The 20995-nt window shown below is 71.2% G+C and carries 18 protein-coding genes; 5 read left to right on the forward strand and 13 right to left on the reverse strand.

Annotated features, from left to right (window positions below; genetic code table 11):
• Positions 1–56 precede the first annotated feature (56 nt).
• From rsmA to CRM89_RS17950, 3 genes are all read right to left on the reverse strand, one after another.
• Positions 57–938 (reverse strand): 16S rRNA (adenine(1518)-N(6)/adenine(1519)-N(6))-dimethyltransferase RsmA, encoded by an 882-nt coding sequence (gene rsmA / locus CRM89_RS17940; protein WP_011211438.1) that lies wholly within the window; start codon positions 936–938, stop codon positions 57–59.
• A gap of 126 nt (positions 939–1064) precedes the next feature.
• Entirely contained in the window at positions 1065–2192 is a 1128-nt protein-coding gene (locus CRM89_RS17945) for a resuscitation-promoting factor (protein ID WP_060594403.1), read from the reverse strand.
• Positions 2193–2378: 186 nt separating this feature from the next.
• Positions 2379–3206, reverse strand: a complete 828-nt coding sequence (locus tag CRM89_RS17950; RefSeq protein ID WP_011211440.1) for a TatD family hydrolase — start codon at positions 3204–3206, stop codon at positions 2379–2381.
• Positions 3207–3287: 81 nt separating this feature from the next.
• On the opposite strand from CRM89_RS17950, the gene metG reads away from it, so the two are divergent.
• Positions 3288–4844 (forward strand): methionine--tRNA ligase, encoded by a 1557-nt coding sequence (metG, locus tag CRM89_RS17955; protein ID WP_098085181.1) that lies wholly within the window; start codon positions 3288–3290, stop codon positions 4842–4844.
• A 21-nt stretch (positions 4845–4865) separates the two neighbouring features.
• On the opposite strand, the gene CRM89_RS17960 is transcribed toward metG, so the two are convergent.
• Positions 4866–5618 (reverse strand): isocitrate lyase/phosphoenolpyruvate mutase family protein, encoded by a 753-nt coding sequence (locus tag CRM89_RS17960; RefSeq protein ID WP_060594401.1) that lies wholly within the window; start codon positions 5616–5618, stop codon positions 4866–4868.
• A 52-nt stretch (positions 5619–5670) separates the two neighbouring features.
• Positions 5671–6156 carry a redox-sensitive transcriptional activator SoxR gene (gene soxR / locus CRM89_RS17965; protein WP_041560413.1) on the reverse strand — a complete coding sequence of 162 codons (486 nt, stop codon included), beginning with the start codon at positions 6154–6156 and terminating at the stop codon, positions 5671–5673.
• 167 nt (positions 6157–6323) lie between these two features.
• Here soxR and arcA point away from each other — a divergent pair, with 167 nt between their 5' ends.
• Both arcA and CRM89_RS17975 read left to right on the forward strand, forming a co-directional pair.
• Entirely contained in the window at positions 6324–7571 is a 1248-nt protein-coding gene (gene arcA, locus CRM89_RS17970) for an arginine deiminase (RefSeq protein ID WP_011211444.1), read from the forward strand.
• Positions 7572–7578: 7 nt separating this feature from the next.
• On the forward strand, positions 7579–7974 hold the full coding sequence (locus tag CRM89_RS17975; protein WP_098085184.1) for a GntR family transcriptional regulator: 396 nt from the start codon (positions 7579–7581) through the stop codon (positions 7972–7974).
• On the opposite strand, the gene CRM89_RS17980 is transcribed toward CRM89_RS17975, so the two are convergent.
• Positions 7971–9560, reverse strand: a complete 1590-nt coding sequence (locus CRM89_RS17980; RefSeq protein WP_098085186.1) for a dolichyl-phosphate-mannose--protein mannosyltransferase — start codon at positions 9558–9560, stop codon at positions 7971–7973. The two genes, CRM89_RS17975 and CRM89_RS17980, sit on opposite strands and share 4 nt — an antisense overlap.
• Before the next feature lie 191 nt (positions 9561–9751).
• On the opposite strand from CRM89_RS17980, the gene rsmI reads away from it, so the two are divergent.
• Complete coding sequence (gene rsmI / locus CRM89_RS17985; RefSeq protein ID WP_041561376.1) at positions 9752–10555, forward strand: 16S rRNA (cytidine(1402)-2'-O)-methyltransferase; 804 nt, start codon at positions 9752–9754, stop codon at positions 10553–10555.
• A 114-nt stretch (positions 10556–10669) separates the two neighbouring features.
• Here rsmI and CRM89_RS17990 read toward each other — a convergent pair whose 3' ends face one another.
• From CRM89_RS17990 to CRM89_RS18020, 7 genes are all read right to left on the reverse strand, one after another.
• On the reverse strand, positions 10670–11797 hold the full coding sequence (locus CRM89_RS17990) for a glycosyltransferase (RefSeq protein WP_098087033.1): 1128 nt from the start codon (positions 11795–11797) through the stop codon (positions 10670–10672).
• A gap of 79 nt (positions 11798–11876) precedes the next feature.
• The gene (locus CRM89_RS17995) at positions 11877–13718 is read right to left on the reverse strand and encodes a bifunctional diguanylate cyclase/phosphodiesterase (protein ID WP_170916174.1); all 1842 of its coding nucleotides are present in this window, start codon (positions 13716–13718) and stop codon (positions 11877–11879) included.
• A gap of 43 nt (positions 13719–13761) precedes the next feature.
• Entirely contained in the window at positions 13762–15903 is a 2142-nt protein-coding gene (locus CRM89_RS18000; RefSeq protein ID WP_098087034.1) for an Rv1355c family protein, read from the reverse strand.
• Entirely contained in the window at positions 15900–16649 is a 750-nt protein-coding gene (locus CRM89_RS18005; protein WP_195027681.1) for a hypothetical protein, read from the reverse strand. The genes CRM89_RS18000 and CRM89_RS18005 overlap by 4 nt, the downstream gene beginning before the upstream one ends.
• A 254-nt stretch (positions 16650–16903) precedes the next feature.
• Positions 16904–17338, reverse strand: coding sequence for an effector binding domain-containing protein (locus CRM89_RS18010; protein ID WP_011211454.1), 435 nt, complete (start codon positions 17336–17338; stop codon positions 16904–16906).
• Positions 17335–17778 carry a GyrI-like domain-containing protein gene (locus tag CRM89_RS18015; protein WP_011211455.1) on the reverse strand — a complete coding sequence of 148 codons (444 nt, stop codon included), beginning with the start codon at positions 17776–17778 and terminating at the stop codon, positions 17335–17337. The genes CRM89_RS18010 and CRM89_RS18015 overlap by 4 nt, the downstream gene beginning before the upstream one ends.
• Positions 17779–18070: 292 nt before the next feature.
• Entirely contained in the window at positions 18071–19069 is a 999-nt protein-coding gene (locus CRM89_RS18020) for a GAF domain-containing protein (RefSeq protein WP_098085191.1), read from the reverse strand.
• 260 nt (positions 19070–19329) lie between these two features.
• Between CRM89_RS18020 and CRM89_RS18025 the strand changes: the two genes are divergently transcribed.
• Positions 19330–20967 (forward strand): BCCT family transporter, encoded by a 1638-nt coding sequence (locus tag CRM89_RS18025; protein ID WP_060594396.1) that lies wholly within the window; start codon positions 19330–19332, stop codon positions 20965–20967.
• Positions 20968–20995 lie beyond the last annotated feature (28 nt).

Raw genomic sequence — 20995 nt, forward strand, 5'->3', positions numbered from 1 at the left:
ACACCGATCGCTCGACGGCCCGGGCGAATACCGTTGTCCTCCTGGACAACGCGCGGTCAGGCCTGCGCCGCCAGCCGCACATAGGCGGCGGTGTCGAGCGTCTCGCCCCGGGCCGTCGGATCGATCCCCGCGGCCAGCAGCCGCCGTTCGGCCTCGGCGGGACTGCCCGCCCAGCCCGCCAGCGCCGCGCGCAGCGTCTTGCGCCGCTGCGCGAAGGCCGCATCGATGATCTCGAAGACCCGGCGGCGGTGCTGCTCGTCCATCGGCCACGGCGGCTCGACGTAGCGCTCCACCCGCACCAGTCCCGATTCCACCCGCGGCACCGGCCAGAAAACCTGCGTGCCCACCGCACCGGCCCGCCGCACCGTGCCGAAGAATCCGGCCTTCACGCTGGGCACACCGTAGACCCGGCTGCCCGGCTCGGCAGCCAGCCGGTCGGCCACCTCGGCCTGCACCATCACCAGCGCCGTACGCAGGCCGGGCAACTCGGCCAGCAGATGCAACAGCACCGGCACGGCCACGTTGTAGGGCAGATTGGCCACCAGCGCGGTCGGGCTCGCGGGCAGGTCGGCTGCCCGCACCCGCAGCGCGTCGTCCCGCACCACCCGCAACCGCCCCGCCAACGCGGGCGCGCGATCGGCCACCGTGCGCGGGAGATGCTCGGCGAGCACCGGATCGATCTCGACGGCCACCACCGAATCGACCACGTCGAGCAGGGCCAGCGTCAGCGAACCGAGGCCGGGACCGACCTCCAGCACCGTGTCGGCGCGGCCGACGCCCGCCGCGGTGACGATGCGGCGCACCGTGTTCGCGTCGTGGACGAAGTTCTGCCCGAGCTGCTTGGTCGGCCGCACGCCGAACCGCTCGGCCAGCGCCCGCACCTCGGCGGGCCCGAGCAACGCGGCATCGCCGCGGGCGGTGACATCGGCTTCGGACACCGGACGAACCTACCAATCCGCCGGACCGCGCGGCCCGGCACGGGCACGGAACGGGGCGCCACCCCCGACGGATGGCGCCCCGCTGCGGCCTCCGTGGTCACGCTCCGCTACCGCCTCCGGCCGCGATCAGCTCAGGCCCAGCCTGCTGGTGCAGGCGGGCCAGGCTCCCCAGCCCTGGCGGGCGCGGGTGACCTCGGCGATGGCGATCTGTTCCTCGCGGGTCGCCAGGTCGGCGCGCGGGGCGTAGCGCAGGCCGCCCTGCCGTTCCCAGGTGCTCTGGTCGAACTGGATGCCGCCGTAGTAGCCGTTGCCGGTGTTGATGGCCCAGTTGCCGTTGGATTCGCACTGCGCCAGCGCGTCCCAGATCGCGCCGTCACGCACCGGGGGCACCTCGGTGCCCGGCTTGGCGCCCTTGCGGACGGTCTTGGGCTGGGCCGGCACCTTCACCACCGACTCGACCGGCGTGCGCTCCACCTCCGCACCGTTGACCTTGGTGATCGAGAAGGTCACGTCGTGCACACCCGGCACGCCCTCGCTCTCCACCACGGTGCGGCTCATGTTCATCGTCGGATCCTCGATGACGTTCTCCGGCGGATCCAGCGGCAGTGTCTCGGTGAGCTTTTCGACGCGCTTGCGGGTGACCACCACACGCAGGCCGTCCGCGAGCGGGGTGTCCGGGGCGGGTTCGACGGTGTCCTGCTCGACCAGCGGCACACCGGCGACGGAGAGGAATTCCCCGACGGTCGGCGCGGCGAGGCGCACGTCCACCGGAGCGCCCGCGCCGTCGAGCAGCGAGACGGTGCGCGGCGTGGCCACGGTCAGCGCGGCGCCGCTGAGCGGCAGCGGCTTGTCCCGGCCGGGCGAGACGTAGGCGTCGGCGGGCAGCTTCAACTGCTCGAGCGCCTCGCCCGCGGTGAGACCGGTGGTCCAGACCTTGCGCACGGCGCCGTCCACGGTGAGCGCCACCTCGCGCGCCCGGTTCAGCACGATCGTGGCGCCGTCGACCACGGCCGCCCCGAGGCCGGGACGGACCAGATCGCGGTCGGTCACCTCGAAGCCCGCGGCGCGCAGCACACCCGCCACGTTGCGGGACATGGTGGTCTGCACCGTCTGCTGGCCGTCCACCACCACGGTGACCGTCTTGCGGTTCACGATGGCCATGGAAGCGCCCACGATCAGCGTCAGCAGCAACGCCGCCACCGCCGCGTACAGCAGCGGCGAGCGTGACCGGTTGATCTTCGCGATGGGGGACATGGTCACAGAACCATAACGAGGCGGGCACGGCGGAACAACCGCGGGCGCGCGATCAGCGGCGTTCCACATCACGATTCGATATCGACCGCCCTGCTAGAGGACATCTATCGAGGCGAGAAGTGACCTGAGACACACTTACGTTTTCCGACCTGCGGGGTCGGGTAACAACCGCGCGCGCAATCCCCGTCAGATGCCGTACACCCGCCGCGCGTTGGCGGTGGTGATCTTCGCCAGCTCGACCGGATCCTGTCCGCGCAGCTCGGCCAGCGCACGGACGGTGTAGGGCAGGCAGTACGGCTCGTTGGGGGCGCCGCGGAACGGGTGCGGGGTGAGGTACGGCGCGTCGGTCTCCACCAGGATCTGACCGTCCGGCACCACCGTGGCCGCCTCCCGCAACTCGTGGGCGTTCTTGAAGCTGACCGTTCCGGAGAAGCTCAGGATGTAGCCCTCGTCCACGCACGACAGCGCCATGTTCGTGTCGGAGGAGAAGCAGTGGAAGATCACCGTCGGCGGCGCGCCCTCGTCCAGCAGCACGGTGAGCAGGTCGTGGTCGGCTTCCCGGTTGTGGATCATCAGCGGCTTGCGCACCCGTTTGGCCAGGTCGATGTGCCAGCGGAAGGCCTCGATCTGGGTCTCGACGTCGGCGCAGCCCTCCAGCTTGCCCGGCCAGTAGTAGTCCAGGCCGGTCTCGCCGACGGCCACCGTGCGCGGGTCGGCCGCCAGCCGCTCCAGTTCCGCCTGCGCGGCAGTGTCCAGCGCATCGGCCCGGGTCGGGTGCAGCGCGACCGCGGCGAACACGCGCGGGTCGGCGTGCGCGGCCCGCACCGCCCACTGCGCGGCGGCGAGGTCGTCGGCGACGGTCACGACCTGCCCGACGCCGACCGAGGCCGCGCGGTCGAGGATCTCCGCCGTCGACGCGGCATCGGTCGCGCCGCAGGCGTCCAGGTGGGTGTGGGCGTCGACCAGCGGCGCGAGCGGCTCGGGTAGGTCCGGCGCCGGACGTCGGGCACTCACGAACGATCACCTCCGCGTGTCATCGCACACGCGCCGGTGGAATGGGACAGCACAGGCACGAGCATTACAGTAGACAGCACCATGAGCGCGGACGCACCAGCCTTCTACGTCACCACGGCCATCGCCTACCCGAACGGCGCGCCGCACATCGGGCATGCCTACGAGTACATCTCGGCGGACGCCATCGCCCGGTTCAAGCGGCTCGACGGCTACGACGTGTTCTTCATGACCGGCACCGACGAGCACGGTCAGAAGATGCAACAGGCCGCCGCCGCCGAGGGCATCCCGGTCCAGGACCTGGCCGCACGCAACTCCGACGTGTTCGAGCGGCTCGACAAGGCCCTCGACGTCTCCTACGACCGCTTCATCCGCACCACCGACGCCGACCATCGGGCGGCCAGCGTGGCGATCTGGGAGCGGATGCTCGCCAACGGTGACATCTACCTGGACAACTACGCGGGCTGGTACTCGGTGCGCGACGAAGCGTTCTACACCGAGGAGGAGACCACGCTGCTCGAGGACGGCAGCCGCATCTCCACCGAGACCAAGACGCCGGTCACCTGGACCGAGGAGTCGAACTTCTTCTTCCGGCTCTCCAAGTACCAGGACCGGCTGCTGGCCCACTACGAGGAGCACCCGGAGTTCATCGCGCCCGCCACCCGGCGCAACGAGATCGTCAGCTACGTCAAGGCGGGGCTGAAGGATCTGTCCATCTCGCGCACCACCTTCGACTGGGGCGTGCCGGTGCCCGGCCACCCCGACCACGTCATGTACGTGTGGGTGGACGCGCTCACCAATTACCTGACGGGCGTGGGCTTCCCGGACACCGATTCCCCGGCGTTCCGCAAGTTCTGGCCCGCCGACGTGCACATCATCGGCAAGGACATCACCCGCTTCCACACGGTGTACTGGCCCGCCTTCCTGATGTCGGCCGGCGTGCCGCTGCCCAAGCGGGTCTTCGTGCACGGCTTCCTGTACAACAAGGGCGAGAAGATGTCGAAGTCGGTCGGCAACGTGGTCGACCCGCTCGAACTCGTCGACGAGTACGGCCTGGACGCGGTGCGCTTCTTCCTGCTGCGGGAGATCTCCTACGGCCAGGACGGCAGCTACAGCCACGACGCGATCGTCGCCCGCATCAACGCCGACCTGGCCAACGAATTCGGCAACCTGGTGCAGCGCAGCCTGACGATGGTGCACAAGAACTGCGACGCCGCGGTGCCGACGCCTGGCGAGTTCACCGCGGAGGACCGGGCGCTGCTCGATCGCGCGGCCGGCCTGCTGGACCGCTGCCGCGCCGAATTCGACGCCCAGCAGATGCATCTGGCGCTGGAAGCGATCTGGCTGACCCTCGGCGAGACCAACCGGTACTTCTCCGCGCAGCAGCCGTGGGCGTTGCGCAAGTCCGGCACCGAGGCGGATCTGGCCAGGATGGCGACCGTGCTCTATGTGACGCTCGAGGTCGTGCGCATCGTCGCGATCCTGGTGCAGCCGGTGATGCCGGGCTCGGCGGGCCGCATTCTGGACCTGCTCGCCCAGCAGGGCCGCACCTTCGCCGACCTGGCCACCCCGCTCACGCCCGGCACCCCGCTGCCCGCGCCCGAGCCGGTCTTCCCGCGCTACGTCGAACCCAAGGAGTGAGTGCCCGCCGCCCGTGGGACGTCATTTCCACCGGGCGAGCAGGCGTTCGGCCTCCTTGGCCAGCGCGGCCTGCAGGAAGGGCCCGAAGCTGATCCTGGCCACGCCCTGCGCGGCCAGCTCGGCCTTGTCGGAGACGTCGGGCAGGCCGATGGCGTTGACCGGCAACGGCAGCTCCGCGGTGAGCCTGCGCATATCGGCGTCGGAGTGCCTGCCGACCGGGTAGAGCACGTCGGCGCCCGCCGCGGCGGCCAGCCTCAGCCGCTCGATCGCGCGGTCCACCCGGTCGGCGTCGTCGCCGTCGCCGCGCAGGAACAGGTCGGTGCGCGCGTTGACGACCACGTGCACGCCCGCGGCGTCGGCGAATTCGCGCAGTCCGCGCACGAAGTCGGCGTGTTCCTCGGCGCCGCGCAGCCTGCGGCCCTCGCCGTGCACGGTGTCCTCGATGTTGAGCCCGACCGCGCCCGCCTCCAACAGCCCGTCGATGAGCTGGGCGGGCGCGAGGCCGTAGCCGGATTCGATGTCGACCGAGACCGGCACGTCGGTGGCGGTGGTGACCTGGCGGACCCGGCCGAGCAGTTCGGTGAAGGTCATGCCCTCGCCGTCGGGGCGGCCCAGCGAGTCGGCGACCGGGTGGCTGCCCATCGTGAGCGCCGAGAAACCCGCGGCGACAGCGACGTTCGCCGACCACGCGTCCCACACCGTCGGCAACACGACGGGGTCGCCGGGCCGGTGCAGGGCGAGCAGGGTCTTGGCCTTGTTCTCCAGAGTGGTCATGACTCGATCATGGTCGCCGCCCGGGCCCGCCGCACCCTGACACGCGCCCGGATCAGCAGGACGCCTGTTTCGTGGTGCAGTTGAGGTGGGTGTCGAGGACGCGAGCGCCCGGTCCTTGTTCGCCGAGCCGGTCGTGTTCGTTGACCAGCTTGCAGGTGCCCAGCGACAGACAGCCGCAGCCGATGCAGCCGGTGAGGTTGTCCCGCAGGCGGATCAGCTGCTCGATCCGGTCGTCGAGGTCGGCGCGCCACGCGGTGGACACGGTCTCCCAGTCGCGGCGGGTGGGCGTGCGTCCCTCGGGCAGCCGGTCGAGCGCGGCCTTGATCTCGCTGAGCGGAATTCCCACGCGTTGCGAGATGCGGATGAAGGCGACCCGGCGCAACGTCTCGCGGGCGTAGCGGCGTTGGTTGCCACTGGTCCGGCGGCTGGAGATCAGCCCCTCGCGCTCGTAGAAGTGCAGGGCGGACACGGCGACTCCGCTGCGCTCGGACAGTTGGCCCGGGGTCAGTTCCTTGGCACGCCAGTCGGCTGTCGACATCACACTCCTTCGTTCCGGCTGAACCATACTTCAGGTTAGGGTCACCTCGGAGCGTTTCGTACACATGCGCATGTGTGTGTCTTTCCGGCGGCGGGCGATCCGCCGCCGCGATCGTTCCCGGCCACGAATTCCGTGCCCGGCGGGCCCGGGCGAACTACGGTCGGAGCATGGACCACGGCTGGACGAACGCGGGTGGGTACGGCGTCACCTCCGAGGTGGGCGTGCTGCGCACGGTGCTGCTGCACCGGCCGGGTGGCGAACTGCGCAGGCTCACCCCGCGCAACAACGACCAGCTGCTGTTCGACGGCATCCCCTGGGTCGAGCGGGCGCAGCAGGAGCACGACATCTTCGCGGGGCTGCTGCGCGAGCGCGGCGTCGAGGTGCTACTGCTGGCCGATCTGCTGGCCGAGACGCTCGACGTCAGCGGCGCGGCCCGGATCCAGGGCATCTCCGCGGCCGTCGACGCCCGCAGGCTCGGGCACACCCTCGCCGACGAGCTCGCGGCCTTCCTGCGTGGCGTGGCCGCCCGGGAACTGGCCGAGATCCTGATGGCGGGCATGACCTTCGACGAACTGCCGTTCGGCCCGGACGGCACCTCCCTGGTCCGGCGGATGCACCACGGCGGCGACTTCGTCATCGACCCGCTGCCGAACCTGCTGTTCACCCGCGACTCGTCGTTCTGGGTCGGCCCGCGGGTGGCGATCACCTCGCTGGCCCTGCCCGCCCGGATGCGCGAGACCTCGCTCACCGACCTCATCTACGCCTTCCACCCGCGCTTCCTCGGCGTGCGCCGCGCCTACGAGTCGCACACCGCGCCGATCGAGGGCGGCGACGTGCTGCTGCTCGGTCCCGGTGTGGTCGCGGTCGGGGTCGGTGAGCGGACCAGTCCGGCGGGCGCGGAAGCCTTGGCGCGCAGCCTGTTCGACGACGGCCTCGCGCACACCGTGCTGGTGGTACCGATCGCGCAGAGCCGGGCGACCATGCACCTGGACACCGTGTGCACGATGGTCGACACCGACGCGGTGGTGATGTACCCGGCGCTGCGCGACGAACTGACGGCGTTCACCATCCGCCGCGACGAGGACTACGGCGGGCGCGAGGACCAGGGCGGGGTCACCATGAGCGGACCCGACCCCTTCCTGCCCGCCGCCGCCGAGGCGATGGGCATCGGCAAGCTGCGGGTCATCGACACCGGGCTCGACGTGGTCACCGCCGAGCGCGAGCAGTGGGACGACGGCAACAACACGCTGGCGCTGGCGCCGGGCGTCGTCGTCGCCTACGAGCGCAACGAGATGACCAACGCACGGCTGCGCGATGCGGGCGTCGAGGTGCTCACCATCCCCGGCTCCGAACTCGGCTCCGGCCGCGGCGGCCCGCGCTGCCTGTCCTGTCCCCTGTCCCGCGACACCATCTGAGCTGCCCGTGCTGAGCGTCACCATCGATCCCACATCCGCCGAACCACCCTACGAACAGCTGCGGCTGGCCGTCCTCGCCCGGGTCCGCTCCGGTGAACTCACCGCGGGCACCAAGATCCCGACCGTACGGGCACTGGCCGCCGAACTCGGGCTGGCGCCGAACACCGTCGCCCGCGCCTACCGGGAACTCGAGGCCGACGGCGTGCTGGAAACCCGGGGCAGGCAGGGCTCGTTCATCGCCTCCTCGGGCGACCCCACCCGCGATGCCGCCGGGCGGGCGGCCGCGGCCTACCTCGCGGCGATCCGCAGGCTCGGCCTCGACGACGAGGACGCGCTGCACTACCTGCGGGCCGCCCTTGGCCGCCCCAGCGGGTCGGCACCCGGTGATGAACGCCGCGGCTAGCGCCAGCTGGGCAGCCAGAGCCGGACGTGCCACTCGTCCGGGGTGATCGCCATGGCCGACATGATCGGCCAGAACCACACGAACGCGGCCACCACCAGGCCCAGATACAGGCAGACCGCGAGCAGGCCCAGGCTGTGCCGTTCATCGGGCAGGGCGAAGGCGTGCGGGTCGGCGACGCGGCGCGGAGCCGCGCGGGCGGGGCCGATCACGTCGCCGAGCATCAGCGCCACCGCCATCATCAGGAACGGGGCCAGCGGCACCGCGTAGAAGTAGTACATCTGCCGGTCCAGGGTGAGGAACCAGGGCAACAGCGCGGCGGCGTATCCGGTGAGCACCGCGGCATAGCGCCAGTCACGGCGCACCACGCTGCGCCACAGCGCCCAGGCCAGCACCGGCAGCGCGATCCACCAGATCGCCGGATTGCCGATCAGCATCACGGCCTTCACGCACTGGCCGGGCTCGCACCCGTTGACGTTGTCGGCGTAGTAGTACAGCATCGGGCGCAAGCCCATCGGCCAGGTCCACGGCTTGGACTCCCACGGATGATGGTTGCCCGCCGAATTCGTCAGGCCCTCGTGGAAGTGCAGTGATTCGCCGCTGTAGAACCACAGCGAGCGCAGCGCGTCGGGCAGGAACGACCACCGCCCGTCCGTGCCGATCTGGTTGCCGACGGCGTGCCGGTAGACGCCGGTCTCGCTGGCGAACCAGGCCCAGTAGGTCGCCAGGTACACCCCGAGCGGGACCACCACCAGCGCATACAGCGCCGGACCCACATCACGCAGCGCGGTGCCCCGCCACGGGCTCGGCACCCCGTAGGCCCGCCGCGCGGCCAGGTCGAAACAGACGCTGAGGATGCCGAACGCCGCGACGAAATACAGGCCCGACCATTTCGTCCCGCACGCCAGCCCCAGCAGCACGCCCGCACCGAACCGCCACCAGCGCACGCCCAGCCGCGGCCCCCACGCCGTGAGCGCGGCCCGGCCCTCGGCGTCGGCGCGGGCCAGCCGGGCCCGCACGTCGTCGCGGTCGACGATCAGACAGCCGAACGCGGCGGTGAGGAACAACGCCATGAAGATGTCCAGCATCCCGATGCGCGAGGACACATACAGCAGGCCGTCGGCGATCATCAGGATGCCCGCGATCGCGCCGATCAGTGTCGAGCGGGTCATCCTGCGCACGATCCGGATGACAAGCAGCACCAGCAACGTGCCCGCCAGCGCCGCGGTGAACCGCCACCCCCAGCCGTTGTAGCCGAACAGGAACTCGCCGATGGCGATCATCTGTTTGCCGACCGGCGGATGGACCACCAGCCCGTAGCCGGGGTTGTCCTCCACGCCGCCGCCGGTGAGCATCTGCCAGGCCTGCGGGGCGTAATGCTTCTCGTCGAAGACCGGGGTGCCCGCGTCGGTCGGGTAGTTCAGCGCGCTGAACCTCGTCACCGCCGCGAGTGCGGTGAGTACCAGCGTGACCAGCCAGCCGCGCAACCGGTCGGTCGGGCCGAAATCCGGTGTCGGGCGGAGCGGGGCGGGGCTCGACCAGGTGGCCACGGCCCCGGGTGCGGTCGCGCGGTCGGTCACCTGGGTCACGACCCCGATCGTATGCGGTCGGGGTGTCCGCGCGTCGTCCGGCGCTCGGGCGGAGTCACCCGTTCGCGGTACTCGTCGGCCCGATTAGGCTGGCGGTGATCCAGCGACGACGGCGAGACAGGAGCCCGGTGACAGGCGAGTCCGATCCCAGCGGCCCGACCACCGGGCGGCTGGTGCTCGCGGCCACCCCGATGGGCGACATCGGCGATGCGTCGCAACGCCTACGCGACGCACTGACCACCGCCGACGTCGTCGCCGCCGAGGACACCCGCCGCACCAGGGCGCTGGCCAAGGCGCTCGGTGTCGAGATCACCGGCCGGGTCGTCAGCTTCTACGACCATGTCGAGAACGCCCGCATCCCCGCGCTGCTCGACGACATCGCGGCGGGCCGCACCGTCCTGCTCGTCACCGACGCCGGCATGCCCTCGGTCAGCGACCCCGGCTATCGGATGGTCGCCGCCTGCGTCGACCGCGACCTCCCGGTCACCTGCCTGCCCGGCCCCTCCGCCGTGACCACCGCGCTCGCGCTGTCCGCGCTCCCGGTCGAACGGTTCTGCTTCGACGGCTTCCCACCCCGCAAATCCGGCGCCCGCCGCGCATGGCTGCGCACCCTGCGCACCGAACCCCGCGCCTGCGTCTTCTTCGAAGCACCCCATCGCCTCGCCGACTGCCTCGCCGACGCCGTCGAGGTCCTCGGCCCCGACCGCCGCGCCGCTGTCTGCCGCGAACTCACCAAAACCTACGAGGAAGTCGTGCGCGGCACCCTCGCCGACCTGGCGACCTGGGCCGTCGACGGCGCCCGCGGCGAAATCACCGTCGTCCTCGCAGGCGCCACCCCCACCGCCACCGACCCCACCACCCTCGTCCCCGAGGTCGAAGCCCTCGTCGAAGACGGCCTCCGGTTGAAAGACGCCTGCGCCCAGGTGAGTTCCGCCACGGGCGTGTCCCGGCGAGAGCTCTACGACGCGGTCTTGAGCGCCCGCACCGAGGGGTGAGCTTCGCGCCGGAGGCGGGTCCGTCACATCATGGCGCAGCGTCCCGGATGTCGGGGCCGACGTACTCCGCGGCCGGCGGACACAGGTACTCGACGCTCGCACCCGCCACGATCTTCACCGGGCGAGGAGGTTCAGCATTGCGGATACCGCTCGTCCCCAGGTGAATTGTTCGGCGCGGTGGCGGGCGGCGCGGCGGCGGGTGGCCGGGGGGCGGGCGAGGATGTCGGTGACGGCGGTGGCGAAGGCGGCGGGGTCGTCGTCGGCGATGGCGCCGCAGTCGGCGGTGACGATGTCGGCGAGGGCCGAGGAGCGGCTGGCGACGACGGGGGTGCCCGCGGCGAGGGCTTCGAGGGCGGCCAGGCCGAAGGTTTCGTGCGGGCCGGGGGCGAGGGAGACGTCGGCGGTGGCGAGCAGGGTGGCGACCCGGTGGCGGTCGGAGATGAAGCCGGTGAAGTGGACGGCGGGCCTGCCGTCGGGCAGGGCGGGCACGCTGCGGGCGCGTTTCTCCAGCGCGTCGCGGCGAGGTCCGTCGCCGGCGACGACCAGGCGGACCGGTGCACCGGCCCGGTTGAGTTCGCCGACGGCCTCGATGCTGCGGTCGACGCGTTTCTCCACCGACAGCCGTCCGCAGTGCACCAGCAGCGGGTGGCCGGGTGCGGCGAGGTCGGCGCGCAGGCGGCCGTCGCGGCGGCGGGGGCTGAACAGGTCGAGGTCGACGCCCAGCGGCACCAGTTCCACGTTCGGCGCGCCGATGCGGCGGAATTCGGCGCGGGCGAATTCGGTGGTGCACACGACGATGTCGTAGTCGGCGGCGGTGCGGCGGTTGGCGATGTCGGCGCAGCGGCGGGCCAGCGGGCCGGGCAGTACCTGGCCGAGCAGCCGGTCGAGGCGTTCGTGGGAGATCATCACGCCGGCCACGTCGCGGCGGCGGGCCCAGCGGCCGAAGCCGCGCAGGGTGAGCCGGTCGGAGACCTCGAGCACGTCGGGCCGCAGGCCGGTGAGCACGTCGGCGACGCGGCGCGGATCGGCGGCGCGGTAGCCGCCGGTCCACGGGATGGGCAGGGCGGGCAGGGTGATCCGCACGGCGCCGCCGGGCAACACCTCTTCGCGCCTGCGCGGTCCCGGCACGATCAGCACCACCTCGTGCCCGGCGGCGACGTACCCGGCGCCCAGGTGGTGCAGCGCGGTTCGCAACCCACCCGAGCGGGGGCCGTAGAAGTTGGCCAGCTGCACGATGCGCACTCCGCCGATGGTGGCGGGCACCGGAACCCAGCCGGGCAACGCCCGGTGAACAGTCGGGAAAGAACGCGGGAAGCGGCGGTCAGCGCTTGGCGACGCCGCGGACCGCGCGCGGCAGGTCGAGGTCGAGCGGGATGCGCCCGGTCACCAGATGCGCCTCCACTTCGTCGGCGGGCATGGGGCGGGCGATGAGGAACCCTTGGGCGCGATAGCAACCCAGGCCGACCAGGGTGCGGGCCGCGACGGCGGTCTCCACGCCCTCGCCGACCACACCGAGACCGAACGAGCCGGCCAGGCCGATGATGGACTTCACGATGGCCAGGTCGTCGGTGCTGGCGCCGAGCCGCTGCACGAATCCGCGGTCGATCTTCACCGCGTCGACCGGCAGCGCCTTGAGGTGGGAGAGCGAGCTGTAGCCGGTGCCGAAGTCGTCGATGGCGATCTGCACCCCCATCCGCTTGAGTCCGCGCAGGGTGACCTGGGTGCGCGCGAGATCCTGCACGACGACGTGTTCGGTGATCTCCAGGCAGACCGAGCTGCCGTCGATGCCGAACAACCGCAGGATGTCCTCGATCCGCTCGACGAAATCCAGGCTCACCAGCTGCACCGGTGAGACGTTGATCCGCATCACGGTGTTGGCGGCCAGCCCACGCCTGCGCCACTCCGCGAACTGGGCGCAGGCGGTGCGGATCACCCAGCGGCCCAGTTCCCCGGCCAGGTTGGTGGCCTCGGCGACGGTGACGAACGCGGCGGGCGGCAGCATGCCCCGGGTGGGGTGCATCCAGCGCACCAGCGCCTCGAGCGCCACGATCCGGCCGGTGCGCAGATCCACCTCGGGCTGGTAGTGCAGCAGCAGGGAGCCGTCGGACACCGCGCCGCGCAGGTTCAGCTCCACGTCGTCCTGGAGTTCGAACTGGGCACGCATCGCGTCGGTGAACACCGCGACGCCGTTGCCGCCGCCGGATTTGGCCGACAGCAGCGCGTGGTCGGCGCGGCGCAGCACGTCGGCCACCGTCGTCTGGCCCGGAATGCCCACGGCGACACCGACACTCGCGCCGCGGCTGACCGATTCCCCGCCGACGGTCACGCGCCGCCCGATCAACTGCTGCAACCGGGTGGCCTCGAGTTCGGCCGCGACGGCGTCCATCGGCTTGGCGGGCACGATGACGAATTCGTCGCCGCCGAGCCGGGCGATCATGTCGTTGGGGTCCAGGTTCTCGCGCAGCCGGGAGGACAGCGTGCGGATGAAGTTGTCGCCCGCGGTGTGACCGAGGAAGTCGTTGAGGGCCTTGAGCCGGTCCAGGTCGAGGAAGAACGCGGCCACCGGGCCGGGGCTGCCGGGCCGCAGCCGGTCCTCCATGTATTCGAGCAGGGCCCGGCGGTTGGCCAGGCCGGTGAGGTCGTCGTGCAGGGCGATGTAGCGCAACCGTTCCTCGGCCACCACCCTGGCCTGCACCTGGGCGAACAGCGCGGCGATGGCCTTGAGCACGTTGAGTTCGCGGGTGCTCCAGCTGCGGTCGCCCTCCTTGATGAAGCCGAGCACGCCGGTGGACTCCCCGCGCGAGACCAGCGGCACGCAGGCCATCGCCACCTTCGGAATTCCCGAGGATTTACGGATGGTCTCCTGGTAGTCGGCCGAATCGTGGCCGGGCCGGACGATGATCGGCTCGGTGGCGTGCTCGAGTTCCCGGAAGACCGAGTCGGCGTCGGCGAAGCGGACCACGCGCAGCGGATCGGGGTCGGGGACGTCGGCGCGGTGCGGCCATTCGGCGACCAGCACGGTGGTGCGGTTCTCCCGGTTGGTGTGGCGCAGGTAGCTGAAGTCGACGTCGAAATGCTCGACCAGCTTGGCCAGCACCCGTTCGCTCGACGCCACCATGGTGGTGGCGTCGACGCCCATCAACTCGGAGGCGACTTGCGTCACCAGTGAGTCGAGCGTTCGCCGAGGCACCTTGTCTCCGATCGTGCTAGCTGCCCTGGCCCGCACCCGGCGCTGGTAACCGCCTGCTGCGGACCGTGGCTGCTGCCGCGTAGCTCAGACGAAGCACCAACGCCATGATCTCATGCCCTGGCACTCCCAGCAGGTCCAGGAAACGGCCCTGAAGTGACGTTAGTGTATCCGCGAAATCCTCTGAAATCGCGGTCAGCTCCTCGGCGCGGTGTGCGTAGAGGAACACCGGCGACACCGGTTGTACGGCCAGCCCTCGTCGTCCGGCCTCCAGCCACACCCGTTCCAGGGCCGCGCCTGCCCGGGCGTAGTCGCTCAGCGAGGCCGCGTCGCGGCCGCCCTCGCAGGGCAGGGTGACCGCGACCAGCGCCGAACTCGACAGCACCCGGTCCCTGGTCAGTTCGCCGAGCGCGCGGCCGCCGGACCATTCGCGCAGCCGGTCCATCACATCGGACCGGGCCGCGATGCGGAGTTTGGCGTGCTCGTCGGGTGCCAGTTCCATGCTGCGCAGGTCGATGCCGTCGCGCAGATCCTCGCCGGGGCCGCGCAGTTCCTCGAACATCTCCTGGTGCAGGCGCGGGGTGAGGAAGCGGGCCCGATCGGAGCCGCCGAGCAGTTCGGCGGCCTCGGCCAGCGCCGCGCGGTCGGTCAGGGTGTGCAGCCGCCCGCCCGCCGCGCGCGCGGCGGCCGCCAGGGCGGCGAGCACGCCGTCACGGATGGGCGCGCCGGTGCCGAGCCTGCGGTTGGTCGCCCTGGTGAGCGCGGCGGGATAGTCCCGCGCCAACAGCTGGTCGCTGCCCGCGCCGAAGCGCAGGACCGCCGTGAGCGGGGCGCTCTCGTCCTCGATCAGGCGGTGCTCGCCGAGCAGGCCGTGCGCGGCGGCGGCCGCCCTGGCGTTGTGCAGGGCGGCGCCGATCGCGACCGCGCTGCCGCGGTAGCCGATGTCCATGGCCGAGGAGCGTCCCGGATCCAGCGCGATGCGCAGCTCTTCGTCGGTCAGGTGCAGCGTCCACGGCTGCACGTTGCCGCCCGAGGGCGCGCGCTGCGCGGTGCCCGCCACCTTGGCGCGCGGCGGGCCGGGCGGGAGCAGGCCGGGTTCGGGTCCGTCGTCCCACACCAGATCCTCGACCGGGGCGGGTTCGGCGAGCCCGTCGAGCGCGCGCTCGAGGTCGACCCGGGTGCGGCCGGAGGACAGTTTGAGGCCGAGCCCGATCCGGCGCACCGCGGTGGCCGCGATCGCCGCGCCGAGTTGCACGTCACCGCCGAGCTGCGGCCAGGTGGTCACGGTCTCGTCGATCTCGGCGAGGCTGGCCGCCATCCGGGCGGACAGCTCGCCGGGGTCGAGGATCCGCATGACGTGCGGCGCCTTCTCTTTCGTGGTCAGGCCGCGCAGGTCGGCGGCGGTGGTGGCGCCGAGCAGTCCGTGGAAGGGCGGGCGATCGGGTTCCAGGTCGTAGCGTTCGACGTCGAACAGGCCGCGGTCGCTGGTGTCCATGAGCAGCGGCAGCCGGTGTCGGCGCGCGCCCTCGCGCACGGCGAATTTCACGTCGAGGGAATCGCACTCCTCGAGCACCAGGGTGAGCCCGTGCAGGAATTCGTCGACGCTGCCGTCCTCGACACCGCAGGTCATGACCTCGACGGGCAGGTAGGGGTCGAGTTCGGCGATGCGGCGCGCGGTGACCACCGCCTTGTTCACGCCGATGTCGAACAGGGTGCCCGGCACCCGGTTGAGGTTGGACAGTTCGATGTCGTCGAAATCGGCCAGCCGCAGCAGCCCGCAGGAGCCCTCCAGTGCGAGCGTGTGCGCGATGGCATGTCCGACGCTCTGGCCGACGATGCCGACCTTCATCCGGCCGAGGGCGGCCTGTTCGGCGCGGGTGAGCTTGTTGCGGTTGCGGTCGAGCCGGACCGCGCGGAAGGTGCGCGGGCCGGGCAGGCCGACCAGCACCCGCCGCCAGGGGTAGTAGACCCAGCGGTCCGATTCGGGCCCCTCCGGTGGATCGCACACCTTCGCCAGCTCCGCCCGCAGCGGGTCGCGCAGGTCGAGGATGCGGATCGACCGGGTGGTGCGCAGCCGGGCCAGCGCGGCGGCGTCGTCGGCGGCGTGCTCGTCGAGGATCAGTGGCCGGTGCTCGGCGCCTTGGTCGGCCTCGTCGGTCATCGCGCCGCCCCGCCCTTCGTCGCGAGCACCGGCCGCGGCACGCCCCACGCGCGCAGCGCGGCGCGCTCGATCATGGTGAGCGCGCTCTGCGACCGGGTCGCGTGCAGGCGGTAGGAGGTGGTGTCCCACCAGAGCGGGACGGTGCGGTAGCGCTCGTCCGGGTACGGCACCGGGGCGATCTCGCCGGCGACGCGGCCGCCGCTGGAGCGATACAGCGCGATGCTGTGTTCGGCCGTGGTCGCGAAACCCCACCGCGCGCCGAGCAACCAGGCGGAGTGCACGACGCAGCGGGCCACCGCCGCACCCAGATGCGGCCGGTGCGCGGCCTCGCGGGACACCCAGACGGCCTTGGCCTCGACCACGCCCTCACCGATGCGGTCGCCGATCATGGTGCGCAGCGCGGCTTCTCCCGGCCTGCCGGTCCAGGCGCCGAGGCCGTGCGCCTCGGCGGCGCTGCGGTAGGGGCCCTGCGCGCGCAGTCCCGCGACGATCGCGCCCTCGGGATCGACCGCGGCGAAGAACAGCGACGTGGATCGCCCGTCGGTCACCCGGTCGTATTCGAGTGCCGATTCCACGCCGTACTGCCGATACACCTGCAATGCTCCGCCGAGGTAGCGCCGCCACAGATCCGGATGGGCATCCGGAGTAGTCACATGGAAGACGTAACCGGATTGCATGTCGCGAAACCGCAACACCTCGGTCTCACGTGCGCCCCCGGCGCCGACTGCGACCGTCTCGACAGTCATGGTGTTCCTACTCCGTTGTCACCGCTGACCGTGCCCGACCCGGGCTCGGCCGTACCCACTCTCCCCCGTCGCCGACATCGGGAGAGTTGCCAACGGCAGTATCCGTCATCTCACAGGAATTCACCAGGAATCTGGTTACTTCGGCGGAAACTCTTCGCACGACCCGACAAATCTGCAGGTCAAGCCGATGAAATCGGCTGGACATGACAGAACCTGAAGACCAGTCGGTTCATGGACAGTTAACGCTGAGCTAATCAGACGAGGATGGAGATGTAGAGTTCCACCTGGTCGCGGCCCCGCCACACCTCGATCTCCTCCCGGTAGGCCCGGGTGATCTCGGCGGACGCGGTGGCGTCGTCGACCTGGGCCCACACATCCTCCACCGGATCGTGATAGTCGCCGTTGGGCGCGAACCGCGCGTACACCCCCTTGGGTACCCGCACGAGCAGATCACCCACCGGGACCAGGCCGGGCTCGGCGTACTCGAAGCACACCATCGCGTTGTAGTTGCCCGCGGGATCGGGCACGTACACGGTGTACATCAGCTCCTCGCCCGCGTCCCGGTCACGCAGCCGGTCCTTGAGGAACTCGATCAGATCGCTGTTGCTGACCTTGAAGCTCGGCCGCACCCGCGGTACCACCAGCCCGCCGTAGATCGCCTCGCCGCGGACCGCGATCGTGTAGGTCATCGTGGATCGACCGCCAGGTACAGCTCGATCTTGTAGGCGTGCGGATAGCACTCGAAATCTCCGGTGTAGGTGCGCTTGATCTGCTTGTGTTCCTCGGCGTAGGCGATCTGCGTCCACAGGTCGGTCATCACCTGCGGGAAGTTCCCCACCGAGGAGAACCGCGCGTAGCTGCCGCGCGGCAGGCGCGCCACCAGATGACCCCGCGTGACCTCGTCGAACGACCGGCACTGATAGCCGACGATCTGGGTGTTGTAGGTGCCGAGCTCACCGGTGTAGTCGGTGTAGGCGCTGGCCAGCGGCCCGCCGAGCTCCTGGTGCAGCACCGCCGCCCAGGCCGCCTCGAGGTCGTGGTCACGCAGTTCCCCGAGCGCGCGTTTCGGACTGCGGACGGGCAAACCGGCGACCCATGTTTCGTCCCGCTCGACGATTTCAAACTGCATGGAAAAACTCTCTCGAGGTGCATCCGCGAGCGCACCCGCATCCGGTCGGCTGGAACCGCCATGCTACCAACTCGATCATGATGCGTCCGGGCACATGTCCGCACCCTTGTCCCCGGCCACGGCCGCGCTGAACTGGACGAATGTCCTGAAATGCGGCCCGCGCGGCGCGGCCCGGCGATCGGCTCGTCCGCTGCGGTGTCCCCTTGTCCGCGCGCGGCCTCCCGTCCCTCCCGCCCGCGCTGGCGAACGCTCGGCTATCGATGCGGGAACCCGGCGGGCAACACCGGAGTCATCATCGAGCGATCCGGATCAGGCAGGTGGCGAAGCGCGGCAACCCTTTCGGCAGCCGCACGCAGTACAACTCGACGAGCTGCCAGCCGCGGCGCACCGTCAGCAGCCGGACCCGGATCCGCACCTCGTCGCGCCGGTGCTCGCTCAGGTCACGCAGCGCCTCCAGATACCGGGCCAGATCGTCCGGGTGCACCAGATGCGTGGTCGCCAGGGAGAATTCCCGTCCGTCCGGCGCCGGATCGAGCTCACGCGAGGCCGGGTGGTGACGCCAGGCGATACCGGCCGGCGGCGGGGTGAGCCATTCGATGATCTGCAGGCTCTGCAGGTCGATCAGCGCGGTCGCCCCGTCGAGCAGGGCGGCGGCCGCGTCGTGATGATAGGTCGGCGGCACCAGGCCGGGCGCGCGCGCCGATTCGATCTGCAACAGCACCGCCCGCAGTGCGCTCGTGCCGTGCGGACGGAAGAACCCGAACACGCGCGTCGTCCGGTCGTCGGGCGTGCGGACCTGCATCGACCCCTGCCAGAACACCCCCGGCCGCGGGTCGAGCGCCGCGCTCATCAGCCGGTCGCGGCCCTCGCATTCGATGATCCTGGACAGGAACCAGGCGCCGTGCAGCAGTGGATGCCCGGGTGGCAGCACCGGCCCGCCCGCACCGCTGCTGCGCACCGTCCACTGCGGCCCGTCCCAGACGAAGACGTCCACCGCGGGCGGCTCCGGCGGCGTCACCCGGGCAGCCGCGGCCCACAGCTGCACCGCGAGCGGCGCCCCGTCCGGGCCCGGCACCGGAATGGCGAGCACGCGGTGGTCCTCACCGCGCACCGGAACCTCGCGGCCGATGGGGCGGGCCGCTTCGATCGCCCGCCCGACCACTGAAACGGCCACCGCGGCGAGTGAATTCGGCCGGATCGCCCGGGTCAGCGAGCGCGTGCGCGCCGGCCCGTCCTCGGGCACGTGCCGGATCCCCTTGTCCGGCTCGGCGGTGTCGACCACGAACCACATGTGCGTCCCCCCTCGGCGCGTCGATGCACCGCCGCGCTCCGCCGACGACGGGACCCGGTCCCACCCCGCCCCCGCCGGCCCGGCGCGTCCGGTGCTGCTTCCCGGGTGAGCCTAGCGCCGCCGGTGAACACGCGCGTACCCGAGGCAGCTCGCATCCGCGTGGCGATCCCGCTATCGGCCGCTGACCGGGCGATCTCCGCGCGACTCGACGCGGCGAGTCCATTCGGCGAACTCATCGTTACCGACCATAGTGGAGGGTGATGGATACCGAGAGCACGTCTACACCGAGACCCGACGCGCGCCTGATCGGCATCGGCGTCGCCGCCGTGGCCGCCGTCCTGATCTGGGCGGCGGTCGACCAGACCGGCTTCGGCCGGGCCTCCGACACCGCGCTGCAGTGGGTGCTGGACAACTTCGAATGGCTGTTCGTCATCGCCGCCGACCTGTTCCTGGTGCTGTGTGTGGTGATCGCGGTGAAGTTCGGCCGCATCCGGCTCGGCGCGGACGACGAGGAACCCGAGTTCGGCAATCTGGCCTGGATCGCGATGATGTTCAGCGCGGGCATGGGCATCGGCCTGATGTTCTTCGGCGTCGGGGAACCGTTGCAGCACTTCGTCTCCCCGCCGCCGTCGATGGACGTCGCTGCCAAGAGCACGGCCGCGGCCAATGTGGCCATGCAGTTCTCGCTGTTCCACTGGACGCTGACGCCGTGGGCGATCTACGGCATCGTCGGGCTGGCCCTGGCCTACGCGACCTTCCGCAAACGCCGCGGCAACCGGCTGTCCTCGGCGTTCGTGCCGCTCATCGGCGAGCGGCGGGCCCGCGGCTGGATCGGGCAGGCGGTCGACCTGCTCGCGGTGTTCGCGACCGTCTTCGGCACCGCCACCAGCCTCGGGCTCGGCGCGCTGCAGGTTGCCAAGGGCCTCAACCTCACCCTCGGCACGCCCGACACGGTGACCGTCCAGCTGATCATCATCATCGCCCTCGGCGCGGCGTTCGTGACCTCGGCGTTCTCCGGTCTGCACCGCGGCGTCAAGTGGCTGTCCACGATCAACGTCGGGCTGGCGGCACTGCTGATGCTGTTCGTGTTCGTGCTCGGGCCCACCGTCTACATCCTCGACACCATCCCGCCCGCGGTCGGGAACTACCTGGCGAACCTGCTGCAATTGGCGACCAGGACCAGCGCCAACGCCGACCCGGAGTGGATGGGCGCCTGGACCGTCTTCTACTGGGCGTGGTGGCTGTCCTGGGCGCCGTTCGTCGGCACCTTCCTCGCCCGCATCTCGCGCGGGCGCACGATCCGGGAGTTCCTGGTCGGGGTGCTGCTGGTGCCCAGCGGCGTGACCGTGGTGTGGTTCTGCGTGATGGGCGGCACCGCGATCCGGCTGACCACCACCGGGGTGGCCGATCTCGGCGCGATCGCCGCCGACGCGGAAGCCTCGCTGTTCGGCATGCTCGAGGCGCTGCCGCTGGGCACCATCACCTCCTGGGTGTCGATGATCCTGGTGATGACCTACTTCGTGACCAGCGCCGATTCCGCCTCGCTGGTGATGGGCTCGCTGACCAGCCGCGGGTCGCTGCATCCGCCGTCGTGGCTGGTGGTGCTGTGGGGCACGTTGATGTCGGCGGTCGCGGCCGTGCTGCTGCTCGAAGGCGGACTGGCCTCGCTGCAGGCGGCCACGATCCTGGTGGCGCTACCGTTCGTGCTGGTGATGCTCGCCCTGTGCTGGGCGCTGTGGCGGGAACTGAGCAAGGACCCCGGCGCGGGCCTGATCAGCAGGCCGCCGCTGCACGGCCTCCGGGACGCCGTGCGCGCGATGGTCGGCGAGGCGATCGAGGAGCGCCAGCCGGGCAGGCTGTCGCTGCGCAAGGCCCGGCGCGCGGAGACACCGCGCTGATCCGGCCGACGTCACCGCGTCACGAGGT

It is taken from the genome of Nocardia sp. FDAARGOS_372, from assembly GCF_002554515.1.
Lineage (GTDB): Bacteria > Actinomycetota > Actinomycetes > Mycobacteriales > Mycobacteriaceae > Nocardia > Nocardia farcinica.